Consider the following 15,398-nt stretch of genomic DNA (forward strand, 5'->3'; position numbering starts at 1 on the left):
GCGGCAACTCGGCCACGATAACGACAACACATGACGAAGTGCCCGCCGGGCGCGAGCGAGTGCGTCCGGCGGAACTGAATGGAGACAGACCTTGGATGCGGATCCGACCCAACCTCGCGGCGTCGCCACCGAGCCTCCGGCGCCCGCGGGCTACCGGAGCGTCGCGATCGGCGCGACGCCGCCGCACATCGTGCAGCGCGACGGCTGCTGGTACCTGCGTTCCGCGGCACCGCTCGGCGACTATCCGCGCCGGCTGACCGACCGCCTCGCGAGCGGCGCGCGCGCACACCCGGACCGCTGGCTGGTCGCGCGGCGCGGCGCCGATGGCGCGTGGGTCGGCATCACCTATGCGCAGATGCTCGAACGGGCGCGTGCGATCGGCCAGGCACTGCTCGATCGCGGGCTGTCGGCCGAGCGGCCGGTCGCGATCCTGTCCGGCAACGATCTCGAACACCTGCAGGTCGCGTTCGGCGCGATGTGGGCCGGCATTCCTTATGCGCCGCTGTCGCCCGCGTATTCGCTCGTGTCGAGCGACTTCGGCAAGCTGCGCCATGCGCTGTCGCTGCTGACGCCGGGCCTCGTGTTCGCGGCCGACGGCCATGCGTTCCAGGCCGCGCTCGACGCGACCGTGCCGCCCGATGTCGAACGCGTGGTCGTGTCCGCGCCGGACGGGATGCGCGGCGTCACGCGCTTCGCGTCGCTGCTCGACACGGCGCCGCACAGTGTCGATGCGGCCCACGACGCGATCACCGGCGAGACGATCGCGAAGTTCCTGTTCACGTCCGGTTCGACACGCCTGCCGAAGGCGGTGCCGACCACGCACCGGATGCTGTGCAGCAACCAGCAGATGCTGCTCGAGACGTTCCCGCAGTTCGGCCTCGAGCCGCCGGTGCTGGTCGACTGGCTGCCGTGGAATCACACGTTCGGCGGCAGCCACAACGTCGGCATCGCGCTCTACAACGGCGGCACGCTGTACATCGACGACGGCAAGCCGGTGCCCGGCAAGTTCGACGAGACGCTGCGCAACCTGCGCGAGATCGCGCCGACGCTGTACTTCAACGTGCCGAAGGGCTGGGAAGAGCTGACGGCCGCGCTCGAAACCGACGCCGGCCTGCGCGCGACCTTCTTCTCGCGCGTGAGGATGTATTTCTTCGCGGGCGCGGGGCTGTCGCAGGCCGCATGGGACCGGCTCGAGCGCGTGACGCTCGCGCACTGCGGCGAACGCATCCGCATCATGGCGGGCCTCGGGATGACCGAGGCCGCGCCGTCGTGCCTGTTCACGACCGGGCCGATGTCGGGCGCCGGCTATATCGGCTTGCCCGCGCCCGGCTGCGAGGCGAAGCTCGTGCCGGTCGACGGCAAGCTCGAGGCGCGCTTTCGCGGGCCAAACGTGATGGCCGGCTACTGGCGCGCGAGCGGCGCGGACGCGCGCGACGTGTTCGACGACGAAGGCTACTACCGCAGCGGCGACGCGGTGCGCTTCGCCGATCCGCAGCGCCCGGACGTCGGCCTGATGTTCGACGGCCGGATCGCCGAGGATTTCAAGCTGTCGTCGGGCACGTTCGTGAGCGTCGGGCCGATGCGCGCGCGGATCATCTCGAACGGCGCGCCGTACGTGCAGGACGCGGTCGTCACGGGGATGAACCGCGACGACGTCGGCGCGATGATCTTCCCGCGTGTCGACGATTGCCGGCGCCTTGCCGGCGCGGGACCTGACGCCGATGCGCGAGCCGTGCTGCGCGCGCCGGCCGTGCGCGCGTTCTTCGCGGACCTGCTCGCGCGCCTGAACCGCGATGCGACCGGCAGCGCGACCTTCATCACGCGGCTGCGCGTGCTCGACGAGCCGCCGTCGCTCGATCTCGGCGAGATCACCGAGAAGGGCTCGATCAACCAGCGCGCGGTGCTCGCGCAGCGCGCGGCGCTGGTCGATGCGATGTACGCGGCGGATGCGGCGGGTGTGGCCGAATCCGGCATGATCTTCGCCAACGCGGCGCGTCGCGTTTGAGGGGGCACGATGAGTGCCTCCTATCGCGCGCCGCTGCGCGACATGCGTTTCGTGATCGACGAATGGCTCGACGCGCCGGCGTTGTGGCGCCGTGTGCCCGAATGGGCGGACCTCGACGCGCCGACCGCGCAGCAGGTGCTTGACGAAGCCGCGCGCTTCGTCGTCGGGCGGCTCGCGCCGCTGAATGCGAGCGGCGATCTGCAGGGCTGCCGGTTCGACGACGGCGGCGTGACGATGCCCGACGGATTCCGCGATGCGTATCGCGACTACGTCGACGCCGGCTGGCCGACGCTCGCGCTCGATCCGGACTGCGGCGGGCAGGGCCTGCCGCATCTGCTCGACGTCGCGCTGCAGGAGATGCTTGCGGCGGCCAACCACGCGTGGCTGATGTCGCCGGGCCTCACGCACGGCGCGGTCGCGTGCCTGCGCGCGCATGGCGCCGAGCGGCTCGCGCGCGACGTGCTGCCGAAGATCGCGAGCGGCGAATGGCTGACGACGATGTGCGTGACCGAGCCGCAGGCCGGCAGCGACCTCGGCCTGCTGCGCACGCAGGCGGTGCCCGATCCGGCCGGCGACGGCTACCGGATCAGCGGCAGCAAGCTGTTCATCACGGGCGGCGAGCACGACCTCACCGACAACATCGTGCATCTCGTGCTCGCGCGGCTGCCGGACGCGCCACCCGGCACGAAGGGCCTGTCGCTGTTCGTCGTGCCGAAGTGGTGCGACGCGCCGGCCGGGCGCGTGCGCAACGGCGTGTGGTGCGACGGTATCGAGAAGAAGATGGGGCTGAAGGCGAGCCCGACCTGCGCGATGCGCTTCGAGGATGCGGCCGGCTGGCTCGTCGGCGAGCCGCATCGCGGGCTCGCGTCGGTGTTCGTGATGATGAACGCGGCGCGGCTGCAGGTCGCGATGCAGGGCGTCGGGCACGCGGAAAGCGCGTGGCAGGCCGCATCGGCGTATGCGCGCGAACGCGTTCAGGGTCGCGTCACCGGCGGCGCGCACGCGCCGGGCGCGGCGGCGCCGATCGCGCTGCATCCGGCGGTGCGCCGCAACCTGCTCGATACGCAGGCGATCGTCGAAGGCGAGCGCGCGATCGGCTTCTGGATCGGGTACTGGCTCGACGTCGCCGCGCACGATCCGGATGCTGCCGAGCGGCAGGCGGCGTCGCGGCTCGTGTCGCTGCTGACGCCGGTCGCGAAGGCGTTCTTCACCGAGAACGGCTTTGCGGCCGCGTCGAACGCGCTGCAGGTGTTCGGCGGCTACGGCTATATCCACGACTACGGGATCGAGCAGACGGTGCGCGACAGCCGCGTGTCGATGCTGTACGAAGGCACGAACGAGATCCAGGCGATCGACCTGCTGACGCGCAAGCTGCTCGCGGATCGGGGCGAGGGCCTGCGCGCGCTGCTCGATCTCGTGCGTGCGGAGGCGGTGCGTTGCGATGGCGGTGCCGGCGAAACGGTGAAGCAGGCGGGCGCACGCGTGAGCGCGCTGTGCGCGGACGTCGAACGCGTGACGTCGGACCTGATGCGTGCGAGCGCCGACGATTCCGGGTTGCCGTATCGCGTCGCGGACGACTATCTCGCGCTGCTCGGGTGGCTGCTGCTCGCGTTCTCGTGGGCGCGCACGCTGCGGATCGCCGCCGACGCGCCGCACGACGATCCGTTCCATGCGGACAAGCGTGAGCTCGGCGCATATTTCTTCGACTATCCGCTCGCGGCGTTCGCGCATCGGCTCGCGCTTGTCGAAGCCGGGTGCCGGGCCCCGTTGCCGGCCGGATCGCATCACGCTGTTGCGTGCTAGCGGCGCGACCAATCCGCCAGGGCCGTTTCTGTACGACTGCCGGGCTGTACGGAATCCGTTGAGCCGGAGCCAATCAGGAACAAGTGAGCTGCGTGTCCGCGAGACGGTCGGAAGACCGGTCGCGCGTCGCCCAGCCTCATGCGGCGACGCTGCGCGCAGCTTCTCGTTCAGATATCGAGCACCAGCACCGGCGTGACCGCGCGCGAACAGCACGGCAGGATCTGGTCGTTGGCCGCGCGCTCGTCGTCGGTCAAGTACACGTCGCGATGATCGGGCGTGCCGGACAGCACCCGCGTGAGGCAGGTGCCGCACACGCCCTGTTCGCACGACACGGGCACGTCGATTCCGCTGCTGCGCAGCGCTTCGACGATCGACGTGCCGGCCGGCACGTCGACCACGCGTCCCGACTGCGCGAGCGACACCTGGAACGCGCGGTCGCCGTCTTTGGACGCAGGGTCTGCCGCACCTACGCCGGCAGCACCTTTGCCGGCCGCGCCTACGCCGGTCGCACCTACGCCGGTCGCACCTACGCCGGCCGCACCTACGCCGGCCGCACCTACGCCGGTCGCACCGAAATACTCGCGATGCACGTTCGCCGCGCTCCATCCGGCCTGCGCGGCCGCCGCGAGCGCGGCGTCGATGAATCCGCCGGGACCACACACGTACAGGTGCGTGCGTGGGTCCGGGTTCGCGAGCACCTGCGCGAAATCGATGCGCCGGCCGGCCGGATCGTCGTCGAACCAGAGCCGCGTGCGGGCCCCGAGCGCCGGCGTGGCGAGCCGGTCGAGAAAGGCGGCGCGCGCCCGCTCGCGCGCGCAGTAATGCAGCTCGAACGACTGGCCGGTCTCGACCAGATGAGCGGTCATGCTGAGCAACGGCGTGATGCCGATGCCGCCGGCCAGCAGCACGCTGTGCGCGGCACGCGGGTCGAGCGGGAAATGATTGCGCGGCGCGCTGACGTCGAGCGTTGCGCCGGGCTCGCACGCGTGCATCGCGCGCGAGCCGCCGCGCGACGCGGGCTCGCGCAGCACGCCGATCCGGTAGACGTCCGCTTCGGACGGACTGTTGCACAGCGAGTACTGGCGCACGAAACCGCCGACATGGACGTCGATGTGCGCGCCGGCCGTGAACGGCGGCAGCGCGGCGCCGTCGGCCGACACCAGTTCGAACTCGCAGATGTCGGTCGCGGCGGGAAGCTTGCAGGTAAGTGTGACTTTCATGGGGACGATGGAGTGAGCGCACCGCACCGCCGCAGCGCGACGGCGCGGCACGCGGTCAGCACGACAGCGCGGCGGCGCGCTCCTGGTCGATCAGCCGGTCGAGCACGTGCCGCGACTGCACGCCGCCCGCGTCGATGTTGAGCTTGAGGAGCGGCCGGTCCGGCCAGGTCAGCAGGTTGCGCTGCTGCGCTTCGAGCATGTCGAGATCCTCGGCGAAGATCCTGCCTTGCCCGGTGCGGATGGTTTCCGTCAGCGCGGCATCGTCGACCGCGAAGCTGCGCGCCATCCCCCAGAAGTACCAGATCGACGTCTCCGTCTCCGGCGTGATGAAATCGACGACGATGCTCGACACCTTGTCGCGCGGATCCGCGTGGTAGCCGCCTTTGCCCGCATGCGCGACGCCGACCTCGATCATCACGTGGCTCGGCGGCGTGAAGTGGCAGATCTGCCAGCGGTCGCAGCGCACGTCGTCGGCGAGGCCGTTGCCGCGCAGCGCGGCCGCCCAGAACGGCGGCGGCACGATGCCTTCCATGAAGCGGCTGGTCGTGACCGTGTCGCCGTTCACCTTCGTCGCGGGCGGCGCCTCCTCGATCTCCGGCTGGCCGATGCTCGACGCATGCACGTAGGTCTCGTGCGTGAGGTCCATCAGGTTGTCGATCATCAGCCGGTAGTCGCAGCCGATGTGATACAGGCCGCCGCCGTAGGCCCAGCCCGGATCGTCGGCCCAGTCGAGCCGGTGGATCGCCGCCGGGTCGGCCCGCTCAGGATCGCCGGGCCATACCCACACGAAGCCGTGCCGCTCGACGGCCGGATAGGTGCGGATCGCCGGAATGCCGCCGACGCGCTGGCACGGCATGCTCGCGCATTTGCCGTTCGCGCCCATCGTCAGCCCGTGATACCCGCAGACGAGCCGGCCGTCGCGGACGGTGCCGAGCGACAGCGGCGCGCCGCGATGCGGGCAGAAATCCTCGAGCGCGGCGACCTGGCCGTCTGCATCGCGAAAGAACACCATGCGCTCGCCGCAGATCTGCCGGCCGAGCGGCTTGCCCGCGAATTCGTCGGGTGTGCATGCGACATACCACGCGTTTTTCAGGAACATGCGTCTCCTCCAGGGCGTGCTCGCACGCCATGTGTGTGGGTCGGAAGGGCGGCGCCGCATGTGCCGGGCGCCGCGTATGAACAGGCCGCGCGCCGGGTCAGCCGGCGTCGCGGCGGATCAGGTTGCCGCCGGCGAGCTTCGTGATCGCGCGCTGGTTGTCGAGCACGCGCTTCAGGTTGCCGTGGGCGATCTGCGCGTGCTCGCGCATCAGCGCTTCCGCACGCGCGCCCTGGCGGCGCTCGATTGCGTCGAGCACCGCACGATGCTGCGCCTGGGCGACGACGAGCGTTTCGTGCGCGCGCGGATCGAGCGACTGCACGACCACGAACGCGCTGGCGGACGCGAACGGCAGCGTCGCGACCTTGTCGATCTGCCGCGCGACGACGTCGCTGCCTGCCGCGCCCGCGAGCAGCCGGTGGAAGCGCGCGTTCGCATCGACGTAGCGCGAGAACGTGTCGTCGGTCAGCGGGCCCGCGAGCAGCGCGTCGATTTCATCGGCGCAGGCATGCAGGTCGCGCAGCGTCGGCGACGGTACGCCGCGCTCGGCCGCGAGCCGCGCGGCGAGCCCTTCGAGCGTGCCGCGCAGTTCGATCGCGTCGCCGATCTCGCGCGCGGAAAATGCGCGCACCGCGAAGCCGCCGGTCGGGATCGGTTCGATCAGCCCTTCTTCCTGGAGCCGGATCAGCGCCGCGCGAACCGGCGTGCGGGATACGCCGAGCCGCTCGACGACCCACAGCTCGGAGATCCGCTCGCCGGGGCCCAGCTCGCCGCCGACGATGAGTTCGCGCAGGCCGAGCAGCGCGCGGACGGTCTGCGACGGAGACGCGGCGGCGTGCGTGTCGGGTGACGGTGCGTCGATATGGGTCATGAGGTGTCGGGTGAGGTGTCGTACCGCGTGCGCGGCGCGATCGTTTGTATCAGGTTGCCTGAGTCAAATTGTATACATGGATGCGCGGCGATCAAGGGGAATTGCAGGAATTGCCGGGTAAACGAGCACAATGCCGGACTCGGTAGGGCCATGCTGTATACAGTTTCCCGGCAGTCACGAAGCCTGTCGCGCGTGAGGTAAGATGGCCCGCGACCTTCATTCCGACACCTTCATGAGTTCGACACCCGTCAAGCCGGCCGGCGCGAAACGCGCGGCTCGCGCCACCGAAGAACAGCCGCGCACGCGCCCTCAGCAGCGGCTGACCTACCTGATCGGCAATCTCGACCGGCTGCTGCGCCGCCAGATGAGCGATGCGCTCGCGCCGCTCGGCGTGACGCTCGCGCAGTACACGGCGCTGTCGGTGCTCGAGGCACGCGGCGCGCTGTCCAATGCGCAGCTCGCGGTGCGGTCGTTCATCACGCCGCAGTCGGCGAACGAGGTGATGGTCGCGATGGCGGGCCGCGGCTTCGTCACGCGCGAAGCCGATCCGAATCACGGCCGCGTGATCCTGCTGCGGCTCACCGACGAAGGCTCGGCGATCCTGCGCGAATGCGAACACGTGCTGCGGCCGCTCGAACGCCGGATGCTCGGCGACGGCCTGACGGCCGACGACGTCGCGCAGGTCCAGCGCACGCTGGAGCTGTTCGTGCGCAACCTGCGCGACTGACCCGCGCCTTTCCCTCCGTCACTGCCTGACCCGATTGCGCCGGTTCCCGTGTCCATTGCGGGTTAACACCGGCGCTCGCCGCACTTGAAATATCAGGTTACCTGTTATTAAATCGTCCCGTCCTTCGATGGAATGACGATCCGCGCGGCTGACGTGCCGAGCGGATTTTATTTCGGACTTTGAATCAGGTTACCTGACAAAGCCGATGCGTGATCCGATCATGAAAAGTACAGCGCGCATGCGTGTCGGCATGCCGCGCAGGTTAGGAGACGAAATGGACACCTATGTTGCCGAGAGGCCGGCCGTCGCAACGACGCTCGGCTTGTGTTTCGCGATCGCGCTGCTCGAGGGGCTCGACCTGCAGTCGGTCGGCGTTGCCGCGCCGCGCATGGCCCATGAATTCGGGCTGACCGTATCGCAGATGGGCATTGCGTTCAGCGCAGGCACGTTCGGCCTGCTGCCGGGCGCGCTGCTCGGCGGGCGGCTCGCCGACCGGATCGGCCGCAAGCGCGTGCTGATCGCGTCGGTCTGCCTGTTCGGCCTGCTGTCGATCGCCACTGCACAGGTATCGAGCTTCGCGATGCTGGTCGTCGTGCGCGCGCTCACCGGCATCGGCCTCGGCGGCGCGCTGCCGAACCTGATCGCGCTGTCGTCGGAGGCGGTCGAGCCGCGCTCGCGCAGCAGCGCGGTCGCCGCGATGTACTGCGGCATTCCGTTCGGCGGCGTGATCGCGTCGCTGATCGGCGTGCTGCTCGCGGGCGACACCGAATGGCGGCACATCTTCTATGTCGGCGGCGCCGGGCCGCTGCTGCTCGTGCCGCTGCTGGCCGGGCTGTTGCCGGAATCGCGCGCGTTCCTCGACGTCAGTGCGTCGGGCGCCGCGCGCCCGGGCGTCGCGCACACGCTGTTCGGCGATGCGCGCGCGGGCACGACGCTCGCGCTGTGGCTCAGCTACTTCTGCACGCTGATCGTGCTGTATTTCCTGCTGAACTGGCTGCCGTCGCTGATGGCCGCAAAGGGCCTCGCACGCGCTCAGGCGGGGATCGTGCAGATCTTCTTCAACATCGGCGGCGGTCTCGGCGCGCTCGGCATCGGGATGTCGATGGACCGCATGCGACCGTCGCGCGTCGTCGGCGGCATGTATGCGGGGATCGTGCTGTCGCTCGGCGCGCTCGCCATCGCGCCGGGTCTCGTGTGGCTGTCCGCGGCCGCGTTCGCGGCCGGCATGTTCGTCGTCGGCGGCCAGTCGGTGCTGTATGCGCTCGCCGCGATCTATTACCCGACCGCGATGCGCGGCACGGGCGTCGGCTCGGCGGTCGCCGTCGGCCGGCTCGGCTCCGTCGTCGGGCCGCTCGCGGCCGCTGCGCTGCTCGCGATGGGCCGCAGCGCATCGGTCGTGATCGGCGCGAGCATCCCGGTCACGCTCGTCGCGGCCGTGGCGGCGCTGCTGCTGATCCGGCGCCCGCACGCGGACGACTGAATTCCCCTTTCAACCCCGAGCGCCGGCAGAGCGCGACATCAACACAGGTCTGGAGACACCCATCATGAAGAACATCAAAGCCCTGGCGGCGGCCGGCGCGTGCGCAATTGCGTTCGCGGCATCGAGCGCGCATGCGCAGTCGAGCGTGACGCTGTACGGAATCGTCGATACCGGCGTCGAATTCGTGTCGCATGCGAATGCGGCCGGCGACCACGTCGTGCGGATGCCCGGCGTGACGGGCGAGATGCCGTCGCGCTGGGGGCTGCGCGGCGCCGAGGATCTCGGCGGCGGCTACCAGGCGGTCTTCACGCTCGAGAGCGGCTTCAACCTGCGCGGCGGCGACCTCGGCCAGGGCGGCCGGCTGTTCGGCCGGCAGGCGTTCGTCGGGCTGAAGAGCGGCTTCGGCACGCTCGCGTTCGGCCGCCAGTACATGATGACCTACCTCGCGCTGCAGGGCGCGGACATCATCGGCCCCGACATCTACGGCCTCGGCTCGCTCGACGCATACGTGCCGAACGGCCGCGCGGACAACGCGGTGACCTACATCGGCACCTACCGGGGCTTCACGTTCGGCGCCGGCTATTCGTTCGGCCGCGACGGCGCCGGCACCGGCAACTCGCCGGGGCAGGGCACGTGCGCGGGGCAGGTGCCGGGCCAGGCGATCCAGTGCCGCGACTGGTCGGTGATGCTCAAGTACGACAGCGCGTATTTCGGCGCGGCGACGTCCTACGAGGAGCAGCGCGGCGGCACTGGCGCAGCGGCGAACTTCTTCGACGGCGTCGAGCCGATCGCATTCACGAGCAGCGCGGACAAGGATGCGCGCGTGCACGTCAGCGCGTATGCGCAGGCGGCCGGCGCGCGCATCGGCGCGGGCTGGATCGGGCGGCGCGTGACGACCGATTCGCCCGCCGCGCCGGGCGCGCGCTCGAATCTGTTCTTCGTCGGCGCGTCGTACACGTTCACGCCGTCTTTCATCGTCGACGGCGAAGGCTACCGGATCGTCAACAGCGCGCACGACACGCGCGCGACGATGGCGACGCTGCGCACGACCTACCTGCTGACGAAGCGCACGTCGGTGTACGCGCAAACCTCGTATTTGTGGAACAGCGAGCATGCGCGCTATGCGGTCAGCGGCGGCGGCGCCGGCACGACGCCCGGCGCCGGCATGGGGCAGCTCGGCGCGATGGTCGGCGTCAAGCACCTGTTCTGACCCACGTACCGACCACCGGAGACATCGTGAACAAATCTGCATTCCTCTGCATTGCGCCGCTGTCCGCCGCGATCCTCGCCGGCTGCGGCGGCGACGACTCGATCTCGACCGCGTCGCCGCACCTGTCCGCCGCGACGCCGGCGACGATGACGCAGACCTGCGCCGCGCTCGCCGCGCAACTGACGTATCCGAACACATCGTTCACGTCGGTGACGACCGCGGCCGCCGGCGCGCTGACGGTGGCCGGCAAGCCGATCGCCGAGCACTGCGTGATCGGCGGAAACATGAACCCGCGCGTGAGCCCCGTCGACGGCAAGACCTATGCGATCGGCTTCGAGATGCGCCTGCCGAAAGCGTGGAACGGCCGCTTCTTCTACCAGGCGAACGGCGGGCTCGACGGCAACGTCGTGACGGCAACCGGCGAGATCGGCGGCGGCGGGCCGCTGACGAACGCGCTGAACATGGGCTTCGCGGTGATCAGTTCCGATTCCGGACACAGTGCCGCGCAGAATCCGCTGTTCGGCGTCGATCCGCAGGCGCGGCGCGATTACGGCTACGCGGCCGTCGATACGCTGACGCCGATGGCCAAGCAGGTGATCCGGCTCGCGTACGGGAAGGGGCCGGACCGCAGTTATTTTGACGGCTGCTCGAACGGCGGCCGCCACGCGATGGTGACGGCGGCGCGCAACGCGGCCGACTACGACGGCATCATCGCGGGCGATCCGGGCTTTCACTTGCCGAAGGCGGCGATCGGCGAGATGTACAGTGCGCAGCAATTCGCGAAGATCGCGTCGGCGACCGGCACGAACGGGCTGCCCGACATTCGCAGCGGCTTCACGGATGCGGAGCGCCGGTTCGTCGGCGCGAAGATTCTCGAGAAATGCGACGCGCTCGACGGCGCGGCGGACGGGATGGTGCAGGACGTCGCCGCGTGCCAGGCGCATTTCAGCATCGACACCGACATCCCGACCTGCGCGAACGGCACGCGCACCGGTTCGTGCCTGACGAGCGCGCAGAAGACCGCGCTCGAGAACGTGTTCGCGGGCGCGCGCAACAGCGCGGGCACGGCGCTGTACGCGAGCTTTCCGTACGATCCGGGCATCGCGGGCAGCGGCTGGGCCGCGTGGAAGCAGTCGAACTCGATCACGCTCGATCCGGCCGCGATGGCGTTCACGTTCATGAGCCCGCCGAAGACTGCGGCGACGCTCGCGAACCTGTCCGGCTTCGCGCTCGGCTTCGACATGGACAACGACGCGCCGGCGATCTTCGCGACGAGCGGCGTGTATACGGAGTCCGCGTGGTCGTTCATGACGCCGCCCGACGAAACGAACCTGTCGGCGCTGAAGGGGCGCGGCGCGAAGCTGCTCGTCTATCACGGCACAGGCGACCCCGTGTTCTCGTTCAACGACACGCGCGACTGGTATGCGGGGCTCGCGCAGGCGAACGGCGGCGATGCGTCGGATTTCGCGCGCTTCTATCCGGTGCCGGGCATGAACCACTGCTCGGGCGGGCCGGCCGCCGACCAGTTCGACATGCTGACGCCGCTCGTCGCGTGGGTCGAGCAGGGGCGTGCGCCTGACGCGGTCGTGGCCACCGCGCGCGATGCGACGAACGCGGTGCCGAATGCGGAAGTGCCGGCGTCGTGGGGCGCGGGGCGCACGCGGCCGTTGTGTCCGTATCCCAAGGTCGCGCGCTACAACGGCTCGGGGGATGTGAATTCGGCGGCGAGTTTCAGTTGTAGTTGATGGGGCGACATGACCGGCCGGCGCGGGGCATCGCGCCGGCCGCGTTGCGTCGTATCCGCGTTCATGCGGCTTCGTCGACCGGTACCCCCAGCCCGACCTTCACCCGGCTCATGCTCACCAGCGTCTTGAACCGCTTCACGTTGTTGTTCGCGAAGAACAGCTGCCGCGTGAGCGCGTTGTACTGATCCATGTCCCGCACCGTCAGGATCAGCACGAAATCCCATTCCCCCGTCACGTAATAGCACTGCTGGACCTGCGGACACTGTTCGAAGATCCGCTTCATCGCATCGAGCTGGTCGATCTGCTCGCTCTCCACCTCGACGTTCGCGACGATCGTCAGCGGGTAGCCCGCCTTCTCCGGCGCGACGACCGCCGTGTAGCGGTCGATCACGCCGTCTTCCGCGAGACGCCGCAGGCGCCGGTTCACCGCGGCGGTCGACAGGTTCACGCGCACGCCCAGTTCGTTCTGGGGCGTCTGCGCGTCCCGCTGGACTTCCATCAGCAGCTTGCGATCGAACGCATCGAGTGGGGTCGTCATGATGTCGCGTGAAGCCTCGCCAGAATGAGAAATTTTTGCACCGATCGGGTCAATTTGGGGATTTCATTGACCGGCCTGCGCAATATTATTTTTCTCATCGACGGCGAGCGCAACCGGCGCTTTCCCGATCCGACTCACCCGACGGACCGCCGACGCGGTCCTCCTCCCGGAGCAAGCTCGCCATGCTGATCGCCAATCCCCGGTCGACACGCACCCGTTACCCCGACGCGCTGCAGCGCACCCTGAACATCGACGCCGCCCGCGAGAGCGGCGCGTGGCTGTCGCACTGGCATCTCCTCAATGCCGCGCCGACGCCGCTGTGGGACCTGCCCGCGGCCGCCGCGCAACTCGGCATCGCGCGACTCGCGGTCAAGGACGAATCGTTGCGCTCGCCGCTCGGCAGCTTCAAGGCGCTGGGCGCGCCGGTCGCGCTGATGCGTCTCGTGATGCGGCTGTCGGGCACGCGGGACATTGATCCGAAGGGGCTGATCGAAGGCCGCTACGCGTCGATGCTCGCGGAACTGACCGTGATCAGCGCGACCGACGGCAATCACGGCAAGGCGCTGGCCGCGGCGGCGCGTGCGATCGGCTGCCGCTGCGTGATCGTGCTGCACGCGAACGTCGATGCCGAACGCGAGCAGGCGATCGCCGCGCACGGCGCGCAGATCGTGCGGATCGCCGGCAATTACGACGAATCGGTGGTGTGCGCCGCGCAGCTTGCGTCCGCGAACGGCTGGCATGTCGTGTCCGATACGTCGTACGACGGCTACGAGGCGATCCCGCGCGACGTGATGCAGGGCTACGGCGTGATCGCGGCCGAACTCGTCGACCAGGCGGAGGACACGGCCGATACGCCCGCGTTCACGCACGTGTTCCTGCAGGGCGGCGTCGGCGGGCTCGCGGCTGGCGTCGCGAGCTACTTGTGGGAGCGGCACGGCGCACGGCGGCCGCATTTCGTCGTCGTCGAGCCGCGGCAGGCCGACTGCCTGTACCAGAGCGCGCTCGCCGGGCGAGCGACGAAGGCGACCGGTTCCGTCGACTCGGTGATGGCCGGGCTCGCGTGCGGGGAAGCGTCGCCGCTCGCGTGGGATTTTCTCGAGCCGTGCATCGATCATTTCATGCTGATCGATGACGACGACGCGGTGCAGGCGATGCGCCGGCTGGCCGCGGGCAGCGACGCCGACGTGCCGCTGGTGGCGGGCGAATCGGGCGCGGCCGGCCTCGCGGGGCTGACGGTGCTGATGCGCGACCGCGACCTCGCGCGCATGGCCGGACTCGACGCCGCGTCGCGGGTGCTCGTGATCAACACGGAAGGCGCGACTGCGCCGTCCGTCTACGCGGCGTGCGTCGGCGAGCCGGCCGACGCGGTGGCGGCGCGCCGGACCGATTGGCTGAGCCGCGCCGCGCAGCCGGTTGCGTGACCCTGACCACGATCGACAAGGAGATTCGACATGGAAAGCACGCTGCAGCAACAGCTGAAGACCTGGCGCCACCATCTGCACCAGCATCCGGAAACGGGTTTCGAGGAAGTGAAGACGTCCGACTATGTCGCGCACATCCTGACGACGCTCGGGCTCGACGTGCATCGCGGGATCGGCGGGACGGGGCTCGTCGCGAACCTGACGGCCGGCAGCGGCACGTGTGCGATCGGGCTGCGCGCCGACATGGACGCGCTGAACATCGCCGAACGCGCGCCGGGCCGCGCGCATGTGTCGCTGACGCCCGGCAAGATGCACGCGTGCGGCCACGACGGGCACATGTCGATGATCCTCGGCGCCGCGCGGCTGCTCGCCGAGCGCAAGGATTTCGACGGCACGGTGCGTTTCCTCTTCCAGCCGGCGGAGGAGCACGGCCGCGGCGCGAAGGCGATGATGGCCGACGGGTTGTTCGAGCGCTTCCCCGTCGATGCGATCTTCGGCGCGCACAACATGCCGGGGCTGCGCGCGGGCACGTTCGCGACGCGCGCGGGCGGCATCATGGCGAGCGAGGACAATTTCGTGATCCGGATCAATGGGCGAGGCACGCATGCGGCGCGGCCGCACATGGGCGTCGATCCGATCGTCATCGGGTCGCAAGTCGTGCTCGCGCTGCAGACGATCGTGTCGCGCAATCTCGATCCGGGTCTGCAGGCGGTCATTTCATGCACCGAGTTCATCACGGACGGGCTGCGCAACGTGATTCCGTCGACCGTGACGATCAACGGCGATACGCGCAGCTATTCGCGCGACGTGCAGGCGCTGCTCGAAACGCGGATGCGCGAAGTGAGCGAAGGGATCTGCCGGACGCACGGCGCGGCGTGCACGTTCGAGTACACGCACGAATTCGCGCCGACAGTGAATTCGCCGGAGTGGGTTGACACCGCGGTGCGGGCGGCGACGAATATCGCCGGGGCCGACGCCGTGGACGCGAACGTGCAGCCGATGATGATCTCGGAAGACTTCGGCGCGTTTCTGCAGGCGGTGCCGGGCAACTTCATCTTCATCGGCAACGGGAAAGCGGCGAACCAGGGCGGCGTGCCGCTGCACAACGCGACCTACGACTTCAACGACGACATCCTGTCGACTGGCGCGCGGTATTTCGCCGAAGTTGCGCGGCTTGCGCTGGCGGGTGCCTGACATCGGGCTTCGTCAGGGTACGCGAGAGCGTCGATCCTGTCGCACCGGGCGCGACGTTGACGCGTGAAGCCGCTTGGACGTCCGGTCA

Annotated in this window: 12 protein-coding genes; 8 read left to right on the forward strand and 4 right to left on the reverse strand. The window is 69.5% G+C overall.

The window, feature by feature from the left end; all coding sequences use genetic code 11:
- The first annotated feature begins 91 nt into the window (after positions 1–91).
- Both ACV229_RS07270 and ACV229_RS07275 read left to right on the forward strand, forming a co-directional pair.
- The gene (locus tag ACV229_RS07270; protein ID WP_448082440.1) at positions 92–2,005 is read left to right on the forward strand and encodes a feruloyl-CoA synthase; all 1,914 of its coding nucleotides are present in this window, start codon (positions 92–94) and stop codon (positions 2,003–2,005) included.
- A 9-nt stretch (positions 2,006–2,014) separates the two neighbouring features.
- On the forward strand, positions 2,015–3,808 hold the full coding sequence (locus ACV229_RS07275; protein WP_448082441.1) for an acyl-CoA dehydrogenase family protein: 1,794 nt from the start codon (positions 2,015–2,017) through the stop codon (positions 3,806–3,808).
- Between the two features lie 167 nt (positions 3,809–3,975).
- Here the strand turns inward: ACV229_RS07275 and ACV229_RS07280 are convergent, their stop codons facing one another.
- The 3 genes from ACV229_RS07280 to ACV229_RS07290 all read right to left on the reverse strand — a co-directional run bounded on the left by ACV229_RS07280 (position 3,976) and on the right by ACV229_RS07290 (position 6,995).
- Complete coding sequence (locus ACV229_RS07280; protein ID WP_448082442.1) at positions 3,976–5,028, reverse strand: PDR/VanB family oxidoreductase; 1,053 nt, start codon at positions 5,026–5,028, stop codon at positions 3,976–3,978.
- Positions 5,029–5,083: 55 nt separating this feature from the next.
- Positions 5,084–6,127 carry an aromatic ring-hydroxylating dioxygenase subunit alpha gene (locus ACV229_RS07285; protein WP_448082443.1) on the reverse strand — a complete coding sequence of 348 codons (1,044 nt, stop codon included), beginning with the start codon at positions 6,125–6,127 and terminating at the stop codon, positions 5,084–5,086.
- Between the two features lie 97 nt (positions 6,128–6,224).
- Positions 6,225–6,995, reverse strand: coding sequence for a GntR family transcriptional regulator (locus ACV229_RS07290; protein WP_448082444.1), 771 nt, complete (start codon positions 6,993–6,995; stop codon positions 6,225–6,227).
- Positions 6,996–7,227: 232 nt separating this feature from the next.
- Here ACV229_RS07290 and ACV229_RS07295 point away from each other — a divergent pair, with 232 nt between their 5' ends.
- The 4 genes from ACV229_RS07295 to ACV229_RS07310 all read left to right on the forward strand — a co-directional run bounded on the left by ACV229_RS07295 (position 7,228) and on the right by ACV229_RS07310 (position 12,157).
- Positions 7,228–7,722 (forward strand): MarR family winged helix-turn-helix transcriptional regulator, encoded by a 495-nt coding sequence (locus ACV229_RS07295; protein ID WP_448082445.1) that lies wholly within the window; start codon positions 7,228–7,230, stop codon positions 7,720–7,722.
- Between the two features lie 274 nt (positions 7,723–7,996).
- Complete coding sequence (gene mhpT / locus ACV229_RS07300; RefSeq protein ID WP_448082446.1) at positions 7,997–9,202, forward strand: 3-(3-hydroxy-phenyl)propionate transporter MhpT; 1,206 nt, start codon at positions 7,997–7,999, stop codon at positions 9,200–9,202.
- 64 nt (positions 9,203–9,266) lie between these two features.
- On the forward strand, positions 9,267–10,412 hold the full coding sequence (locus ACV229_RS07305) for a porin (RefSeq protein WP_448082447.1): 1,146 nt from the start codon (positions 9,267–9,269) through the stop codon (positions 10,410–10,412).
- A gap of 23 nt (positions 10,413–10,435) precedes the next feature.
- Complete coding sequence (locus tag ACV229_RS07310) at positions 10,436–12,157, forward strand: tannase/feruloyl esterase family alpha/beta hydrolase (protein WP_448082691.1); 1,722 nt, start codon at positions 10,436–10,438, stop codon at positions 12,155–12,157.
- Between the two features lie 61 nt (positions 12,158–12,218).
- Here the strand turns inward: ACV229_RS07310 and ACV229_RS07315 are convergent, their stop codons facing one another.
- Entirely contained in the window at positions 12,219–12,695 is a 477-nt protein-coding gene (locus ACV229_RS07315) for an Lrp/AsnC family transcriptional regulator (protein WP_448082448.1), read from the reverse strand.
- 182 nt (positions 12,696–12,877) lie between these two features.
- Between ACV229_RS07315 and ACV229_RS07320 the strand changes: the two genes are divergently transcribed.
- Both ACV229_RS07320 and ACV229_RS07325 read left to right on the forward strand, forming a co-directional pair.
- The gene (locus ACV229_RS07320) at positions 12,878–14,116 is read left to right on the forward strand and encodes a diaminopropionate ammonia-lyase (RefSeq protein ID WP_448082449.1); all 1,239 of its coding nucleotides are present in this window, start codon (positions 12,878–12,880) and stop codon (positions 14,114–14,116) included.
- 30 nt (positions 14,117–14,146) lie between these two features.
- Positions 14,147–15,310 (forward strand): M20 aminoacylase family protein, encoded by a 1,164-nt coding sequence (locus ACV229_RS07325; protein ID WP_448082450.1) that lies wholly within the window; start codon positions 14,147–14,149, stop codon positions 15,308–15,310.
- Positions 15,311–15,398: the final 88 nt, after the last annotated feature.

It is taken from the genome of Burkholderia sp. MR1-5-21 (genome assembly GCF_053427715.1).